At 38.0% G+C, this 16,789-nt stretch carries 15 protein-coding genes, 2 tRNA genes and 1 pseudogene; 15 read left to right on the top strand and 3 right to left on the bottom strand.

Annotated elements, in window-relative coordinates:
• Positions 1 to 8: 8 nt before the first annotated feature.
• The gene (locus tag D0Z64_RS04365; RefSeq protein WP_080881497.1) at positions 9 to 2,192 is read right to left on the bottom strand and encodes an LTA synthase family protein; all 2,184 of its coding nucleotides are present in this window, start codon (positions 2,190 to 2,192) and stop codon (positions 9 to 11) included.
• A 149-nt stretch (positions 2,193 to 2,341) separates the two neighbouring features.
• On the opposite strand from D0Z64_RS04365, the gene D0Z64_RS04360 reads away from it, so the two are divergent.
• From D0Z64_RS04360 to D0Z64_RS04350, 3 genes and pseudogenes are all read left to right on the top strand, one after another.
• Positions 2,342 to 2,995, top strand: coding sequence for a VanZ family protein (locus D0Z64_RS04360; RefSeq protein ID WP_080881496.1), 654 nt, complete (start codon positions 2,342 to 2,344; stop codon positions 2,993 to 2,995).
• Positions 2,996 to 3,037: 42 nt separating this feature from the next.
• Complete coding sequence (locus D0Z64_RS04355; protein WP_006351778.1) at positions 3,038 to 4,375, top strand: glucose-6-phosphate isomerase; 1,338 nt, start codon at positions 3,038 to 3,040, stop codon at positions 4,373 to 4,375.
• Between the two features lie 180 nt (positions 4,376 to 4,555).
• Positions 4,556 to 5,889: pseudogene (locus D0Z64_RS04350) on the top strand (MFS transporter).
• Between the two features lie 76 nt (positions 5,890 to 5,965).
• Here D0Z64_RS04350 and D0Z64_RS04345 read toward each other — a convergent pair.
• Positions 5,966 to 6,976, bottom strand: coding sequence for a serine hydrolase domain-containing protein (locus tag D0Z64_RS04345; RefSeq protein WP_080881494.1), 1,011 nt, complete (start codon positions 6,974 to 6,976; stop codon positions 5,966 to 5,968).
• Positions 6,977 to 7,062: 86 nt separating this feature from the next.
• Between D0Z64_RS04345 and D0Z64_RS04340 the strand changes: the two genes are divergently transcribed.
• Positions 7,063 to 7,134 (top strand) — tRNA-Glu (locus tag D0Z64_RS04340).
• Between the two features lie 7 nt (positions 7,135 to 7,141).
• Positions 7,142 to 7,214, top strand: a tRNA-Gln gene (locus tag D0Z64_RS04335).
• Between the two features lie 109 nt (positions 7,215 to 7,323).
• On the opposite strand, the gene D0Z64_RS04330 is transcribed toward D0Z64_RS04335, so the two are convergent.
• Positions 7,324 to 8,676, bottom strand: coding sequence for a Mur ligase family protein (locus D0Z64_RS04330; protein WP_006351775.1), 1,353 nt, complete (start codon positions 8,674 to 8,676; stop codon positions 7,324 to 7,326).
• A gap of 141 nt (positions 8,677 to 8,817) precedes the next feature.
• Between D0Z64_RS04330 and D0Z64_RS04325 the strand changes: the two genes are divergently transcribed.
• From D0Z64_RS04325 to atpA, 10 genes are all read left to right on the top strand, one after another.
• Entirely contained in the window at positions 8,818 to 9,420 is a 603-nt protein-coding gene (locus D0Z64_RS04325; protein ID WP_006351774.1) for a thymidine kinase, read from the top strand.
• Positions 9,421 to 9,434: 14 nt separating this feature from the next.
• On the top strand, positions 9,435 to 10,523 hold the full coding sequence (gene prfA / locus D0Z64_RS04320; protein WP_080881493.1) for a peptide chain release factor 1: 1,089 nt from the start codon (positions 9,435 to 9,437) through the stop codon (positions 10,521 to 10,523).
• On the top strand, positions 10,516 to 11,358 hold the full coding sequence (gene prmC / locus D0Z64_RS04315; protein ID WP_006351772.1) for a peptide chain release factor N(5)-glutamine methyltransferase: 843 nt from the start codon (positions 10,516 to 10,518) through the stop codon (positions 11,356 to 11,358). Before prfA ends, prmC begins: the two co-directional genes overlap by 8 nt.
• Positions 11,358 to 12,359 carry an L-threonylcarbamoyladenylate synthase gene (locus D0Z64_RS04310; RefSeq protein ID WP_080881492.1) on the top strand — a complete coding sequence of 334 codons (1,002 nt, stop codon included), beginning with the start codon at positions 11,358 to 11,360 and terminating at the stop codon, positions 12,357 to 12,359. Before prmC ends, D0Z64_RS04310 begins: the two co-directional genes overlap by 1 nt.
• 85 nt (positions 12,360 to 12,444) lie before the next feature.
• The gene (upp, locus tag D0Z64_RS04305; protein WP_006351770.1) at positions 12,445 to 13,074 is read left to right on the top strand and encodes a uracil phosphoribosyltransferase; all 630 of its coding nucleotides are present in this window, start codon (positions 12,445 to 12,447) and stop codon (positions 13,072 to 13,074) included.
• Between the two features lie 122 nt (positions 13,075 to 13,196).
• Positions 13,197 to 13,910 carry a F0F1 ATP synthase subunit A gene (gene atpB / locus D0Z64_RS04300; RefSeq protein ID WP_006351769.1) on the top strand — a complete coding sequence of 238 codons (714 nt, stop codon included), beginning with the start codon at positions 13,197 to 13,199 and terminating at the stop codon, positions 13,908 to 13,910.
• 18 nt (positions 13,911 to 13,928) lie between these two features.
• Entirely contained in the window at positions 13,929 to 14,153 is a 225-nt protein-coding gene (gene atpE / locus D0Z64_RS04295) for a F0F1 ATP synthase subunit C (RefSeq protein ID WP_080881490.1), read from the top strand.
• A 49-nt stretch (positions 14,154 to 14,202) separates the two neighbouring features.
• Positions 14,203 to 14,709 carry a F0F1 ATP synthase subunit B gene (atpF, locus tag D0Z64_RS04290; protein ID WP_080881489.1) on the top strand — a complete coding sequence of 169 codons (507 nt, stop codon included), beginning with the start codon at positions 14,203 to 14,205 and terminating at the stop codon, positions 14,707 to 14,709.
• Complete coding sequence (atpH, locus tag D0Z64_RS04285) at positions 14,709 to 15,257, top strand: ATP synthase F1 subunit delta (RefSeq protein WP_080881488.1); 549 nt, start codon at positions 14,709 to 14,711, stop codon at positions 15,255 to 15,257. The genes atpF and atpH overlap by 1 nt, the downstream gene beginning before the upstream one ends.
• 14 nt (positions 15,258 to 15,271) lie before the next feature.
• Complete coding sequence (gene atpA / locus D0Z64_RS04280) at positions 15,272 to 16,783, top strand: F0F1 ATP synthase subunit alpha (protein ID WP_080881487.1); 1,512 nt, start codon at positions 15,272 to 15,274, stop codon at positions 16,781 to 16,783.
• The last annotated feature ends 6 nt before the right edge of the window (positions 16,784 to 16,789 follow it).

Raw genomic sequence — 16,789 nt, 5'->3', positions numbered from 1 at the left:
TTTTCTTGCTATTTTTTATTTTTGCTTGAGCTTGAACTGCTCTTGCTAGAATTCAAATGGTTGTTGAGAACGGATGACGGTATCTTATTTATTTCATCTTGCCGATTCTTCAATTGAATTGCATCAGTTGAATAAAGCTTTGTTGTTGAGCCGTGATGTTGACTGTAGAGTGAAGTTGATTTTCCAGCTAATTGATTTCTGATTTGAATCATTTGCTGATAATTGGTGAAGTAATCGTATTGATTTGGATTTACTGGCACAAAACCAGCAGGCGTGTAAAAGCGAAGTAAATTATGGGTGTTCAGCTGATCTGAATATTTAAGTGATTCCTTCGCTTGTGCTGCCAAATAGGCGATCTCTTTCTTTTCTTGGGCGGTGTAATGCAAAATTTGCTTGCCACTCTTGCGATCGTAAACAGTGCCTTTGATGCCTTTACCACCGATGATTACGTATTTTTCACTAACAATGGTTCCGTTACGAAAGACAACCCATTTTTTGTAATCTGAGGAGAAGAGATCACTACCAAATTGGATATAGTTCTTTGTATTTACGCCTAACAGGTGAAGTAAGGTTGGCAAAACGTCAATTTCGCCTGAAATCTCATTATTGCGGTATCCTTTCAAGTTTGGCGCAATAATCATGAACGGGACACGCTGCATTTGAACATTGTTAAATTCATTCCAAGTATCAGCACTTTCGCCAATAATTGGAGCCAGCGTTTGATTTTCAGAATTGCTCAAAGCGTAGTGGTCACCATAGATGACAACCATTGTATTTTTGTACAGGCCTGATTTTTTCAAATAATTAAAGAATTCATGGACTGCCTGATCCAGATAATGAGCTGTCTGGAAATAGTTGTTGATCGTTGTGTCTCTAGTTGAGGTGGTCTTGAAGTTAGGGTCCAAATCCTCAGCATCCATCGTGAATGGAATATGGTTGGTGACAGTGATGTATTTGCAATAGAAAGGCTGCTGAATTTGCTCAAGGTACTTAATGCTTTCAGCAAAAAGCAGCTTGTCCTTTAGACCATAGCCGATTTTATCAGTTCTAGCCGAGCTGAAATAACTTTGGTCAAAGAAATAGTTGTAGCCCATGTTCTTGTAAACACTGCTGCGATTCCAGAAAGTTCCGACATTTCCGTGGAAAACAGCGGAAGTGTAATTTTTCTGTTTTAATATCTGCGGTGCAGCCTGAAATGTTTTTTCTGATCCCAATGACGTAAATAAAGAACCATCAGAAATACCATAAGTACTGGTTTCGAGCAAGTTTTCCGCATCACTGGTTCGACCTAGACCAACTTGGTGGTAGAAGTTGCTGAAACTAATCGTGTGCTTGCCTGAATAGAGAGAATTTAAGAATGGTGTTACTTCTTTGCCGTTAACTTTTAAATTAATTAAAAATTGCTGGAAGCTCTCAAGGTGAATGATAATAACATTCTTGCCCTTTTCAATACCGAACATGCTTGAATTTGGCTTGGCGTAGTTTTGCTGAGTGTATGAAATGATGCTGTTCAGATCAGATGCACTGGCATTTTTAGTATCTTGTACCGTCTGCACACTCTTGATTCCGTCATAGGTCGTATAAGTATCAATTCCTAAGTATTTAACTACGTAAGAGCGATCAAAAGTATTGCGCAAAAGTCTTGGACGAGACGATTCTGCTAAAAACATATTAAAACCCACCAGAAATGCTCCTACCGAGGTAATTGCAAATGGTGTGAGCAAACCATAGGATTTTTGATCAATCTTAATCTTTTTAAAAATCAGAAGCAGAATGACGACAATCAAATCAATCCAGATGATGATATCGCTTGGTTGTAAAAGTGCGACAGAGCTTTTACCCAAACCTGGAGCCACTTTGCTTGCATTGGTGATGGTTTTGACTGTCAAAAAGTCTGTAAACTGCCGGTAATATAGAACATTTGCGAATAAAAGAATCGTATTTAGACAGTCCATAACCAGCATCATGATATAGGAAACAATTGGCTTTGGAAAATAAAATCCAATGCTGGTAAGCAGTACTGCCGTACCGATTGGACTCAGCCACATGATGATATGTTGATAAGGATCTCCTAAACCTAAGCTGAAATCACAGTAGGCAACGAAGATATATTTGAGCCAAAACAGGAAGACAAGCAGCGTCAAGAAACCTGTTCTGGTTTGAATAAACTTGATTAAGCTTTGTTTTTTCAAAATGAAGTTCTCCTTTGAATATGTTAATTTTAAAGGTTCAATTCGTTTAAAACAATCTTTTGGTCAGAGTTAGTTTTTTCTTAATAATTAAAGTCCCTAAAAATGAGTATAATTTATTTTAGAAATTAATTGCAGAGGAAAAGCAAAGCATGCTGTTTTTGGGATCATTTTATAATTTTTTATCAGCTTTATATGCCACTAGAATAAATCATTTTGCTTTAATCAAACTGACATTGCTCGCATTAGACAAAACGATTTTTTATTTTTTGATTTTTGCAGTTATCAGATTGATCTGGCTTTTATGCGTTAGACGCAGAAGATCAATTCCTTCGGAGGCCAGCGTATGGCTTCTTGCTTTTTATATTATTTTGGTCTTAATGTTTACTACATTTAGAGAATCCTATTTCCCTTGGCAGCTGAACTTTTATTTCAATCGGCCACTTAGCGATATCAACTTCGTCTTTTTAAAAGAAACATGGAAAATGGTTTATGCTCAAAGCAAAGTAGATTTTATTTATAACTGCTTCGGTAATATTTTATGTTTCTTGCCCCTTGGAATTTTAACGCCAATCGTTTTTTCAAAGAAGCAAAGTTTTATTAAAGTTATTGGCGCCGGAATTCTTTTTTCAATTATGATTGAAACTTTGCAATTCTTGCTTGAAACAGGAGTTTCAGATATCGATGATGTTTTCTTTAATACTTGTGGCATGGTAATCGGTTACTTGATTTATCTGTTAGGGGAAAAAACTTATCAAATAATCAATTGTTTGACTGGTATTCGAGAAATAAGATTGCTAAAATAGTCTTGTGAAATAAATAATTTTATCTAGTTAGGAAGCAGATTTATGAGTTTAATTAAATTTGATAGTAGTAAATTAACACCATTTGTTCATGAAAATGAATTAGGCGAAATGCAAGCTATGGTTAATGCTGCTAACACTGAACTCCGTGAAGGTACTGGTGCAGGTAACGATTTCCGTGGCTGGCTTGATTTGCCAGTTGATTATGACAAGGATGAATTTGCCCGTATCAAGAAGGCTGCCAAGAAGATTCAAAACGATTCAGATGTTTTGATTTGTATCGGTATTGGTGGTTCTTACCTTGGTGCTCAAGCTGCAATTGAATTCTTGAACAGCAACTTCTACGGCAAGGAAAAGAACGATAACCCAATCGTTGTCTTCTGTGGTAACTCACTTTCAGGTTCATACCTTTACGACCTTATTAAATGGTTAGGCGACAAGGACTTCAGCATTAACGTAATTTCTAAATCTGGTACTACTACTGAACCTTCAGTAGCATTCAGAATTTTCAAAGACAAGTTGATCAAGAAGTACGGTAAGGAAGAAGCTTCAAAGAGAATTTACGCTACTACTGACCGTAAGAAGGGTGCTCTTAAGACCGAAGCTGACGCAGAAGGTTACGAAGAATTCGTAGTTCCAGATGATGTTGGTGGTCGTTACAGTGTTCTTTCAGCTGTTGGTTTGCTTCCAATCGCTGCTTCAGGTGCTGATATTGATGAATTGATGAAGGGTGCTGCTGATGCACGTGCTGATTACACTGACACTGACTTAAGCAAGAACTCACCATATCAATATGCTGCACTTCGTAACATTCTTTACCGTAAGGGTTACACTACTGAAATTGTTGAAAACTATGAACCAAACCTTAGAATGTTTGGTGAATGGTGCAAGCAATTGATGGGTGAATCAGAAGGTAAGGACCAAAAGGGTATTTACCCATCTAGTGCCAACTTCACTACTGACTTACACTCACTTGGTCAATACATCCAAGAAGGTCTTCGTAACTTATTCGAAACTGTTATTCGTGTTGAAAACCCACGTCACGACGTTAAGATTCCTGGCGATGACAAGAATTTGGATCAACTTAACTTCTTGGAAGGCAAGAGCTTGAACTACGTAAACGACCGTGCTTACGAAGGTGTTGTTTTGGCCCACACTGATGGTGGTGTTCCTGTAATGACTGTTAACATTCCAGACCAATCAGCACATACTTTGGGTTACATGATTTACTTCTTCGAATTAGCAATTGGTATTTCAGGTTACTTGAACGGTATTAACCCATTCAACCAACCAGGTGTTGAAGCATACAAGCGTAACATGTTTGGTCTTCTTAACAAGCCAGGCTACGAAAACTTACACGATGACTTAGCTAAGCGTCTTTAATATCGCGTATACTCAGTACAACCATTAACTGTTGTACGATTAATGTGATTACACTTGTGTGATCAAAGAAAGGGTAGAAGCATTCAGCTTCTACTCTTTTTTGATTTAGAGAGGAAATGATAAAGTGAAGGAAAAAAAGTTACCGCAAAACATGTTTTAGCAATTATTTCTTGTGCCTTAATGGGCTTTATTAGTATTTTGACAGAAACCAGTTTGAATGTAACTTTTCCAACTTTAATGAAGATTTTTAAGGTTAGTTTAGGAACAATTCAATGGACGACAACCGGTTATCTCTTGATGATCGCAGTTATTATTATTGCTTCGTCCTATTTAAATGAACGTTTTTTAGCACGTCAATTATTCTTGACTGCCGCAATTACATTTATTCTTGGTTCATTAATTTGTGGTCTAGCAAATAGTTTCCCAGTTTTATTGATTGGACGTCTAATTTCATCTTTTGGAGCGGGACTTTCGATTCCGCTTTTATTCAATTTAGTCGTTGAATTAATGCCAAGATCAAGATGGGGCTTCTGGATGGGGATTGCCGGTCTGGTAATTGCCTTAGCACCAGCCTTAGGACCAACCTTTGGTGGGACAGTAATTTATTACTGGAACTGGCGCTTAATCTTCCATATTGTAATTGGCATTGGTGTTATTGTTTTAATCCTGGCGCATTTGCTGTTGAAAAGTATCACCCAAAGAAAAATATTTCTTTTGACTGGGGCAGATACGTCGTTATTGTTTTAGCCCTGGTCGTATTTAATCTTGGCTTTAACCAAATTGAAAATGGGTTGACTGATATTTGGTTCTGGCTAGGGATGATTGCAACTGCATTTTTAGTGTGGCTTTTCATTCATTTATCAAAGACCAGTACTAAGAAATTAGTAAATTTGGCAGTATTTAAATGCAAAGCATTTATTTATGTATTAATCGCATATTTTAGCTTACAGTTTATTAATATCGGAATTAGTTTTGTACTTCCAAACTATGCGCAAATTGTCGGCGGTTCAACTTCATTAATCGGTGGTTTAATTTTGCTTCCTGGCAGTATTATTTCTTCAATTTTCAATCCAATCTTTGGTAGATTTTATGATACTCATGGTGCTAAAGTAGCTTTATATACAGGTTCTATCATGTTTATTATTGCCAGTGTTTTGTTTATGATTTTTGGCTTAAACTTAACAACGATAATGCTGATGATCTTCTATACTGTTTTGATGTTAGGACACAGAATGTGTTTCAACAATACGATGGCTGAAGCGATGAAAGTTCAAACCAATCAAATGAGAACAGATGCGACAGCCGTTTTTGAAACCACGCAGCAATATGCAGGTTCAATGGGAACAGCTGTAACGGCGGCAATAATTTCTATTTGGCAAAATCGTGCTGGCAACTACCGCGTTTTAACTAATCAAGGTAGTGAAGCTGCATTTTGTTTTATTGCAATTTTGTCAATTGTCATTCTTTTCTGCTATTGGAAAATGTTTAGTCTAGAAAATAAGCCAAAAGACTAAAATAGGTTTATAATTAAAACGAATGAAAAAGAATTGTGAGAATAAAAAAGAGCGGCTGGACACCAGCCGCTCTTTTTCATTTGGAATTTTCTTTTAGGAAACTTTGAATGATTTTTTCGCGCATTGCTAAAAAAATAGTATTGTGTCCTGACGGGTGAACGCGATTAGTCAATAAAATCAATCCAGAACGTTTCAATCGATCAAGAATAATCAACGTACCAGTAAAACCAGTATGCAAAATAATCGGATAATGAAGCTTGGGATCAAAGCGTAAATCCCATCCCCAGGATCTAGGCTTTACATTTACAGCATTTTTATTGTCAAATAACAGGCTGACAGTTTGTTGACTATATGGCAGGATAGTTTTATCCAGTCCTAAATAGCCGCGTGCCAGCTTAATTAAATCGCCCATGCTGGAGAATAAACCAGCTGATCCGCAGTCGCTGCCTAGTTGTCTGGCTTTAGGATCATGGGAAATGCCTTGCAGAACATCACCATTAACAATTGCCGTTGGAACACAGTACTTTTTTATCGGATGAAATGTAGTGTGCGTAAGCCCCATAGGTTTAATCACCTCTTGCATTGCTACATCTTGAACCGGGGCACCAAAAATTTTTTTAATGACCAAGCCTAATAGAATAAAATTGGTGTCTGCGTAGCGCATTTTAGCTTTGAATTCATCTGTTACGGGCAAATGGATAATCGCATCTAGCAACTGATCATGATCTAGTTGATCACGGTTGGGGATCCAGCCGCGAATACCGCTCGTGTGAGTTAATAAATGAAATAAACGAATGCGTTGATCGCTAAATTCTGGAATAAATTGATGCAATGGCTCAGAAAAATTAATTTTTCCCTGATCATATAGTTTGAGCAAAACATTTTCAGTGGCAATTACTTTAGTCAAACTAGCCAAATCGTATTCAGCAAAAGGACTAAGTTGGGTCACTGTCGGATAAATGCTTGCAAAGCCGATAGTCGAAGTAAAGACTTGTTTGTCCTTGATAAAAGCGTAATTAACGCCTGGGACAACTCGTTCCGTAACCATCGATTCAATTAAATTTTGCGTTGCGAAGTAATCGATCATAAAATTTTCTACCTCATTAACAATTATTATAGAGAAAATAGCTTGACAAGGCTAGCAGAAAAAAGGATAATAACAACTGTTAAGTTTGCCCGTTGGTCAAATGGTTAAGACGCCACCCTCTCAAGGTGGAGTTACGAGTTCAATTCTCGTACGGGTGATTAGCACTGGGATGTAGCCAAATTGGTAAGGCACAGGATTCTGGTTCCTGGACGTTTGGGTTCGAGCCCCAACATCCCAATATTTAGTAAATGTCTTAGTATTGAGTTATTACAAAGCTTGATATTAAGGCATTTTTGTTTATAAAAAAAGAGCTGATCATTTGGTCAGCTCTTTTAATTTTGTAGCTGTTACATTCCAGCCTTGATAATTTTCTTTTCCGCCATTGCCTTACGCAGGGCAAGCATTGCTGTGTAAGTTGATAAGATATAAACCTTTTTGGTTGGCAATTTAGTAATTTCTTCAATTAAACTATCATCATCCGGATTGGTAAGCATGGTGCCAGGTTCAAAGCCTGAAACTTCCAATCTGAAGCCCATATCATGCCAGCGTTGACCACCAACTAGAACTCGCTTGATTTTCTTCTTGTCCAAGCCTTCGTAGTCAGCATCCCAAATCCAAGAAGTATCAATTCCATCGGCATGGTTGGCATTTAATAAAGTTACCAACGAATAATCATCTTTTTCTGTATTCAACATATGGAGAACTTCATCAAGTCCAACCGGGTTTTTAACCAGAATCAAATCGATTTCTTTATTGCCATATTTTATCAATTCTTGACGACCAAAGATTCGTTTGTTTTCGGCAAAAGCAGCAGCAACTTCTTCATCGCTTAAACCAAATTCACGAGCTACGGAGTAGGCAGCTAGTGCGTTGTAAATATTGTATGTGCCACCAATATTAATAGCGTACTCTTTTTCACCCATTTTGAATTTTAATGAGTTTGGCGTTTGATCGATAATTTCGTTGACTGTGTAAGTTAGTTTTGGTCGATGATAGCCGCAGTTAGGACAGAAGAAATCACCTAAGTTGGCGTAAATGCGTTCATGATAGTGCAAGATGTGATCGCATTTAGGGCATAAGACACCATCTGTATTAACAGGTGCTTTAAAATCATTTGTTTCAAGATCATCTGCCAATTTAAAACCGAAGTAGATTTTTGGATTAGGCAAGTCAACAGAAGAAAAAATGCTTGCATCCCCGTTGGCGATTATCTTTGCCTTGGGTGCCAACTTAATCCCGTTGACGATTTTATCGTAGGTGGTGTAGATTTCACCATAACGATCCATTTGGTCACGGAAAATATTGGTCAAAACAAATGCGGATGGATGAAGCAGTTTAGTTACCATTTTGACATTGGCTTCGTCTACTTCAAGCACAGCTATTTTGCGTTGCACACGTTTATGCTTGTGAGCTAAAAATGCTGTTACGATTCCTTGCTGCATATTTGAACCAGAAGGATTGGTAAGAATATCACCGTATTTTTTCTTTAAAGATTCCACAATTAACGCGGTGGTCATAGTTTTTCCATTGGTCCCGGTTACGATGATTGTTTCGTAGCCTTTGGCTAATGAATTTAAAACTTGCGGATCAATTTTCATAGCTAGCTTGCCAGGAAAACTGGTTCCGCCTTTAAGAACATTATGTAAGAACCAATAAGATGCCTTTCCAGCAACTTTTGCAATTCCTGATTTAAAACTCATATAATTTTCCTCACTAATAAAACTAGTTTTTACTATAGCATATAGCAGAAGTTAAAAGTAGATTTTTACGTTAGTTTCAATGCATAAAATTTAATTTTCATCTATACTATAAAACGGATATTTTGATAAAGGGGAGTCACAATGGCGCAGTTATTTTTCCGTTATGGTGCAATGAGAAGTGGCAAAACAATTGAATTTCTTAAAGTTGCCCATAATTATGAAGCTCAAGGCAGAAAAATCGTTTTAATGACAAGTGGTTTGGATGATCGTGCCGGAGTAGGTACGGTTTCTTCAAGGATCGGCTTGCATCGGAAGGCAATTCCAGTTACCTCAGAAATGAATATTTTTGACTATGTAAAAAATAAAAATGAAAAGGATGTTGCCTCTGGAGCAGGAAAAGTTGCTTGCGTCTTGATTGATGAAGCACAATTTTTAAAAAAACATCATGTCATAGAATGTACTAAAATTGTTGATGAACTAAAAATTCCGGTGATGACTTTCGGTTTAAAACAAGATTTTCAGAATCATTTATTTGAAGGCAGTGAAAATCTGCTGATTTATGCTGATAAGATTGACGAAATGAAAACAATTTGTCACTATTGCGGTCACAAGGCTACAATGAATTTGCGTGTAAACGATGGTAAACCTGTTTATGAAGGCGAACAAGTTCAAATTGGTGGCGATGAAAGCTATTACCCTGTTTGTCGCTTTCATTATTTCCACCCAGGACAAAATAGAAAATAAAAGGAGACGAGTTTATGGATAAGGTTATGGCACAACTGGAAGGCTTGGCTGCTCACTATGAAGAACTCCAAGAAATGATGGCCGATCCAGAAGTAATCAATGATACTAAGCGCTACATGGAAGTTTCAAAAGAAGAAGCTGACTTGCGTGAAGTTGTTCAAAAATACAAGAAATATAAAGCATATCAAAAAGAAATCGCTGATAATAAAAAGATTATTTCCGACGAAAGCGATGCAGATTTAGTAGAAATGGCAAAGGAAGAAAATTCTGAATTAGAAAAAGAGCTTCCTGAACTAGAAGAGCAAATCAAAATTTTAATGCTTCCTAAGGATCCAAACGATGACAAAGATATCATTATGGAAATTAGAGGAGCAGCTGGTGGTGATGAAGCATCATTATTTGCTGGCGATTTATTGAGAATGTATGAAAAATACGCTGAACGTCAAGGATGGAAAGTCTCCATGGTTGATTCAGAGCCAACTGAGGTTGGTGGCTATAAGCGGGTTGCCATTATGATTACTGGCGATAAGGTCTACTCCAAATTAAAGTATGAAAATGGTGCGCACCGTGTTCAAAGAATTCCAGTAACCGAATCTCAAGGTCGTGTTCATACTTCAACTGCTACTGTTGCTGTAATGCCAGAATATGAGCAAGTTGATATTGATTTGGATCCAAAAGACATCAGAGTGGATGTTTATCGTTCCAGTGGTGCCGGTGGTCAGCACATTAACAAAACATCAAGTGCCGTTAGAATGACTCACTTGCCAACTGGTATTGTTGTAGCTATGCAGGATCAACGTAGTCAGCAGCAAAACCGTGAGAAAGCGATGCAGATTTTGAAATCTCGTGTTTACGATTATTATGAAACGCAAAATCGTGACAAATATGATGCTAAGCGTAAAAATGCCGTAGGTACGGGGGATCGTTCTGAAAGAATTAGAACTTACAACTATCCTCAGAACAGAGTTACTGATCACCGGATTGGTTTAACTATTAACAAGCTAGACCGGGTAATGAACGGTGAACTTGATGAGATTATTGACGCTTTGATCCTTTATAATCAAACTAAGCAGTTAGAGGAGCTTGCTGATAAGAATGCCTAAAACATTAAAAGATATTCGCATTAAAGCAGGAGAAACGGCAGATCAAGCTCGACCGGAAGATATTGATTACGTTCTGGGTGAAAGATTAGGACTTACTCCTAGCGAATTTGAATTAAAGCAGGATCTAGAGCTTAGCGATGCACAAGTTAAGCAAGCAAACAAGGACATTAAAAAATTAGCTAAGGGCATTTCCCCACAATATATTTTGGGTTATGCCTGGTTTTTGGGCTACAAAATTATGGTTCAACGCGGCGTTTTAATCCCTCGTTTTGAAACTGAGGAATTAGTCGAATGGGCACTAAAATCCTTGCATAACGGAGATCAAGTGCTTGATTTAGGGACAGGTTCAGGTTGTATTGCAATTGCATTAGCTAAAGAAGCTGAGAAAAAACATATTGCTGATTTGCACCTGACAATCTCAGACGTTACTGATACTGCTTTAAGAATTGCGGAAGAAAATTTGCTCACTTACAGTGTTGATGCCTTGGTTCGTAAGGCTAACTGCTTAATCGGCTTGGCTAAATTCGACAAAATTATTTCTAATCCGCCGTATATTAAAAAATCCGAAGTAAAAGATATGGATCAAAACGTTTTGCAGAACGAACCTGATACAGCTCTATTTGGTGGCGATGATGGGCTTGATTTTTATCGTAAATTCGCTAAAGAGGTCCGTGATCATCTCAATAGTCACGGTGAGTTTTTCATGGAATTTGGTTTCAGTGAAGAACAGCAATTGCGTGAACTTTTTAGTGCAGAACTTCCGGATTTTGAAATTGAGTTTAGAAAAGACATGGCTGGTAAACCACGTATGATTCATGGAAGGTGGAAGAAATAATGGAAACTAAGATTTTTTCTGAAGAACAAATTGATGATGCAGTGAAGTTGCTGGCAAAGGGTGAATTAGTAGCTTTTCCAACCGAAACGGTTTATGGCTTAGGGGCAATTGCCACTAATGAAAAATCTGTTAAGGGCGTTTATGCTGCCAAAGGGCGTCCCAGCGATAATCCTTTGATTGTAACCGTCTCCGATGAAGATATGATGCGCCGTTATGCCAAAGAAGTTCCTGAAAGAGCAGAAAAGCTGATCAAGCATTTTTGGCCAGGCCCTTTGACTATTCTTTTGTTTGTTAAACCTGGTTCCTTGCCAGATGCTGTTACTGGCGGCTTGGATACAGTTGCCTTTAGATGCCCTGATGATAAGCTTACTCATACTTTAATTAAAAAGCTCGGATATCCAATCGTTGGCCCATCAGCCAATACTTCTACTAAGCCAAGTCCAACTACTGCACAACATGTCTATCACGATCTTAAGGGCAAAATTGCTGGTATTATTGATGGCGGTCCAACTCGGGTAGGTCTTGAATCAACAATTATTGATTTGTCCGTAAAAACACCGATTGTATTGCGTCCGGGTGAAATTACTCCGGAAGAACTTTCTGAAGTTTTAGGTGAAAAAGTTTTAATCAACACGGGCAAGGTGTCAGACAAAGAAATCCCTAAGGCACCAGGAATGAAATACCGGCATTATGCTCCAAGCGCGCCAGTCATGGTCATTGATCACCCAGAGGATTTTGCTAAAATCGATTTGAATGAAAATACTGGCGTTATGGCAACAAAAAATGTATTAGCTAAAATTGACTTGCCACAAGAAAATAAATTCAACTTGGGTGATGATTTAATTCAAGCTGATCATAATTTGTTTGGCGGCTTGCGTTATTTCGATGATAAGAAAAATATTCATCAAATTTATGTTGAAGGTTTTGATGAAGGAGAAGCTAGTTTAGCTTACATGAATCGACTTAACAAAGCATCAGCTGGTCATCATTTTAATAAATAAACATAGCAAAGGGCTTTAAACCCTTTGCTTTTTTGATAAAATAATGTTGACGTTAATTTGTTTTAAATTAGGAGGCAGTCACAACATGGGAAAATTTGTAGTTTTAGATCACCCATTGATCCAACATAAATTGACGATCATTCGTCGTAAAGAAACTGGTTCAAATGAATTTCGCCGGATCGTCGGTGAAATTGGTGGTTTAATGACATATGAAATTACCAGAGATTTACCATTAAAGGATGTCGAAATCGAAACTCCAATTGGTAAAACCACACAAAAAGAAATTGCGGGCAAGAAATTAACGATTGTTCCAATTTTGCGTGCAGGTATGGGAATGCTTAATGGTGTTCTTGAAATGGTACCTACTGCTAAAGTTGGCGTAATCGGAATGTACCGTGATGAAAAGACTCTTAAACCACATGAATACTTCTGCAAGATGCCAAAGGACGTTTCAGAACGTGAATGCTTAATTGTTGACCCAATGCTTGCTACTGGTGGTTCAGCTATTGATGCTATTGGCGCATTAAAGAAGCGTGGCGTTAAGGAAATCAAGTTAGCAGTTTTGGTTGCTGCACCAGAAGGTGTTAAAGCTATTCGTGAAAAATATCCTGATGTTGATATTTATGCAGCAGCTGAAGACGAAAAATTGCTTGATAACGGCTATATTTTCCCAGGCTTAGGGGATGCCGGTGACCGTATCTTCGGTACTAAATAATTCGTTATTTAATCTGAAAAAAGACTTAAATGCGCTTTCATTTTTCACAAAGCTAGCTTTTGGTGTTAATATTATAAACGTGTTCGAGTTTATTCAGCACGAAGAAGGGAGGTCACGAAGTAATGGAGAAACCACTTGTTTTTGAGTTCTTGGGCTTAAAATTCGATCTCGTAGGGATTATTGGCTCAACGCTAATGGCACTAGCGGTTTTGTTTATCTGCATTTGGCTTTCAAGAAAAGTTGAATTAAGACCAAACAAAAAGCAAAATGTGATTGAATATCTGCTCAATTTTACTAACGGAATCGTTAAAGACAATGTTAGTGATCCCGATGCACAAAAACACTTATCACTTTATGCTTTTGTTCTTTTCTTATTCATTTGGTTTATGAACCAACTGGGTATGTTCTTGGAAGTTAAAGTAGGTGATTGGATGGTTATTAAATCACCAACCGCTGATCCTGTAGCGACAATGTCGTTTGCAATGATGACCTTGCTTTTATCATTTACATTTGGGGTGCAAAAATTCGGTGTAGGTGGATACTTGCGAAATTACACTGCCCCAGTTGGATTCTTACTTCCAATCAATTTGATTGAAGAGTTTACTAACTTTTTGACTCTGTCATTACGTTTGTATGGGAACATCTATGCTGGTGAAGTTTTGCTAACTTTGCTAGGAGACCGACTTGCAATGAGCGGCGGTATCCCAACTATAATTTTAGCGGCTCCATTGGCCATGATTTGGCAAGGTTTCTCTGTCTTCATTGGCTCTATCCAGGCATATGTATTTGTAACTTTATCAATGGTTTACATTGGTAAGAAAGTTGCAAAAGAATAATTTTTGGAGGTTTATTTTATGTCAGAAGCATTTAAATATCTTGCTGCATCAATTGCAGCTGGTTTAGCAGCCTTAGCTGCTGCCTTCGGTAACGGAAAGGTTATTTCAAAGACCATTGAATGTATGGCTCGCCAACCTGAAAGTGCCGGCAACTTAAGAGCTACTATGTTTATTGGTGTTGGTTTGATCGAAGCCGTTCCTATTATAGCTATCGTTGTTGCCTTCTTGATTCTTTTCCTTTAATAATTTGTCAATCGAGAAGATTCAGGTATTAAAGAGAGAAGGGCAGTAAATGACTTTTGAAACATTATTTGCAGCCTCACATGTATACATAGGTAACACTATCTGGTATCTTGTTGTTTTTGCCATCTTAATGCTTTTAGTTAAGCATTATGCTTGGGGCCCTGTCTCAGACATGATGGAAAAACGGCGGCAAAAAGTTATTGAAGACTTGGATTCAGCTGAAAGCAATCGTAAGAAAGCCGAAATTTTGGCTAACGAACGAGAAGCTGCTTTAAAGAATTCAAGACAAGAAGCAACTCAAATTCTCTCTGACGCCAAAACAAATGCGCAAAAGATAGGCAGTCAAATTGTAGCTGACGCTAACAATGACGCAGCATCAATTCGTAAGAAGGCTGAAGCTGATGCTAAAAAGGCTAAGGCTGATGCGATTAATGATGCTCGCAGAGAAGTTGCAGATATTTCAGTTGCGATTGCTGAAAAGATAATTGCAAAGAATTTATCTGCTGAAGACCAAAAAGATTTAGTCGACCAATTTATTAAGGGGCTGAATGGTTAATGGCTTTAAGTAGAGAAGAAATAGCTGCGCGTTACGGTGCTGCTTTGTTTGGCTATGCGCAAGACATGAAAGTCTTAGATCCGATGTTTTCTCAATTGCAAGAACTGAAAAAAGCAATTGAAGAAAATCCCGCAATTGTCGGAATTTTAAGCGATCCAATTTTAAACAAAGATGAGAAAAAGAAGATTTTGGAAGCCATCGAAAAAGATTTTTCCGATGAAATCCAAGGATTTCTGAATCTTTTACTTGAATATGATCGGTTTGAATATATCATTCCAATTATTGATCGCTTTGATGACTTTTATGATCAAGAAAAGTTAATCGCATCCGGCACTGCAACTACGGCAGTTAAGTTAGATGATGATCAACTTAAGCGTTTGGGTGATAGCTATGCTAAAAAGTATCACTTAAATGCTGTGCGTCTTGAGAATCAAGTTGATCCAAGTATTTTAGGCGGCGTGATTTTACAAGTAAAGGATCGCGTGATCGATGGATCGGTTAAAAATAAACTGAAGAAGATCCGTGCGCAATTAATTGATGAAAATTAAAAGAGGTGAAACCATTGAGCATTAAAGCGGAAGAAATTAGCTCTTTGATCAAGCAACAACTTGAACACTACGATGATAAGCTCGACGTCAACGAAGTTGGTGTTGTAACTTACGTAGGTGATGGTATCGCCCGGGCTCACGGACTTAACAATGTTTTGTCTAATGAGCTGTTGGAATTTGAAAATGGCTCTTACGGTATCGCTCAAAACCTTGAAGCTAATGATGTAGGTATCATTATTTTGGGTAATTTTGACGATATTCGTGAAGGTGACCGTGTTAAGAGAACCGGTCAAATCATGCGAGTTCCTGTTGGTGACGCTCTTATCGGTAGGGTTGTTAATCCTTTGGGTCAACCAGTTGATGGCTTAGGCGAAATTAAGACAGATAAAACTCGTCCAATTGAGTCTAAAGCTCCAGGTGTTATGGATCGTCAATCAGTTGATGAACCATTGCAAACTGGTATTAAAGCCATTGACGCTTTGGTACCAATTGGTAAAGGTCAGCGTGAATTAATTATCGGTGACCGTAAGACTGGTAAGACTAGTTTGGCAATTGATACTATTTTGAACCAAAAGGGCAAAGACGTAATTTGTATTTACGTTTCCGTTGGTCAAAAGGAATCAACCGTTAGAACTCAAGTTGAAACTTTAAAACGTTTCGGAGCAATGGATTACACTATTGTTGTTGAAGCGGGCCCATCTGAACCGGCACCAATGCTTTACATTGCACCATATGCTGGTACTGCTATGGGTGAGGAATTTATGTACAATGGCAAGGATGTATTAATCGTATTTGATGACCTATCCAAACAGGCCGTCGCTTATCGTGAACTTTCCTTGCTTCTCCGTCGTCCGCCTGGTCGTGAAGCCTACCCAGGTGATGTCTTCTACTTACACTCACGTTTACTTGAACGTAGTGCTAAGTTGAGTGACAAACTAGGTGGCGGATCAATGACTGCATTGCCATTCATTCAAACTGAAGCCGGAGATATTTCCGCATATATTCCTACTAACGTAATTTCAATTACCGATGGACAGATTTTCTTACTTAGTGATTTGTTCTTTGCAGGAACTCGTCCAGCCATTGATGCTGGTAACTCAGTTTCTCGTGTTGGTGGTAATGCACAGATTAAGGCTATGAAGAAGGTTGCTGGTACTTTACGTACTGACCTTGCTGCATATCGTGAACTTGAAAGTTTCGCAAAATTTGGTAGTGATTTGGATCAAGCAACCCAAGCTAAATTAAACCGTGGTCGCCGTACTGTAGAAGTTTTGAAACAACCTTTACATGATCCAATACCAGTTGAAAAACAAGTTGTAATTCTTTATGCATTAACTCACGGCTACTTGGATTCAATTCCAGTAGAAGATATTGCTCGTTATGAGAGTGAAATCTATGACAATTTTGATAACAGTCATGCAGATTTGCTTAAGCAAATTCGTGAGACTGGGGAATTGCCAGATGAGAAGAAAATACAAGCAGCTATTGAGGAATTTAATGACAGTTTTTCACCAAGTAAGAATTAGGAGGTA

The sequence above is a fragment of the Lactobacillus amylolyticus genome (genome assembly GCF_003999355.1).
In the GTDB taxonomy this organism is placed as follows: Bacteria; Bacillota; Bacilli; order Lactobacillales; family Lactobacillaceae; genus Lactobacillus; species Lactobacillus amylolyticus.
This window is presented reverse-complemented; position numbering and strand designations above follow the sequence as displayed.

Excerpts from the sequence above, each read along its gene's own strand:
- upp (WP_006351770.1), top strand. The coding sequence starts at position 12,445 with ATGGGAAAATTTGTAGTTTTAGATCACCCATTGATCCAACATAAATTG.
- atpE (WP_080881490.1), top strand. The coding sequence starts at position 13,929 with ATGTCAGAAGCATTTAAATATCTTGCTGCATCAATTGCAGCTGGTTTA.
- D0Z64_RS04360 (WP_080881496.1), top strand. The coding sequence starts at position 2,342 with ATGCTGTTTTTGGGATCATTTTATAATTTTTTATCAGCTTTATATGCC.
- D0Z64_RS04330 (WP_006351775.1), bottom strand. The coding sequence starts at position 8,676 with ATGAGTTTTAAATCAGGAATTGCAAAAGTTGCTGGAAAGGCATCTTAT.
- atpF (WP_080881489.1), top strand. The coding sequence starts at position 14,203 with ATGACTTTTGAAACATTATTTGCAGCCTCACATGTATACATAGGTAAC.
- D0Z64_RS04325 (WP_006351774.1), top strand. The coding sequence starts at position 8,818 with ATGGCGCAGTTATTTTTCCGTTATGGTGCAATGAGAAGTGGCAAAACA.
- D0Z64_RS04345 (WP_080881494.1), bottom strand. The coding sequence starts at position 6,976 with ATGATCGATTACTTCGCAACGCAAAATTTAATTGAATCGATGGTTACG.
- atpH (WP_080881488.1), top strand. The coding sequence starts at position 14,709 with ATGGCTTTAAGTAGAGAAGAAATAGCTGCGCGTTACGGTGCTGCTTTG.
- D0Z64_RS04355 (WP_006351778.1), top strand. The coding sequence starts at position 3,038 with ATGAGTTTAATTAAATTTGATAGTAGTAAATTAACACCATTTGTTCAT.
- D0Z64_RS04310 (WP_080881492.1), top strand. The coding sequence starts at position 11,358 with ATGGAAACTAAGATTTTTTCTGAAGAACAAATTGATGATGCAGTGAAG.
- prmC (WP_006351772.1), top strand. The coding sequence starts at position 10,516 with ATGCCTAAAACATTAAAAGATATTCGCATTAAAGCAGGAGAAACGGCA.
- prfA (WP_080881493.1), top strand. The coding sequence starts at position 9,435 with ATGGATAAGGTTATGGCACAACTGGAAGGCTTGGCTGCTCACTATGAA.
- atpB (WP_006351769.1), top strand. The coding sequence starts at position 13,197 with ATGGAGAAACCACTTGTTTTTGAGTTCTTGGGCTTAAAATTCGATCTC.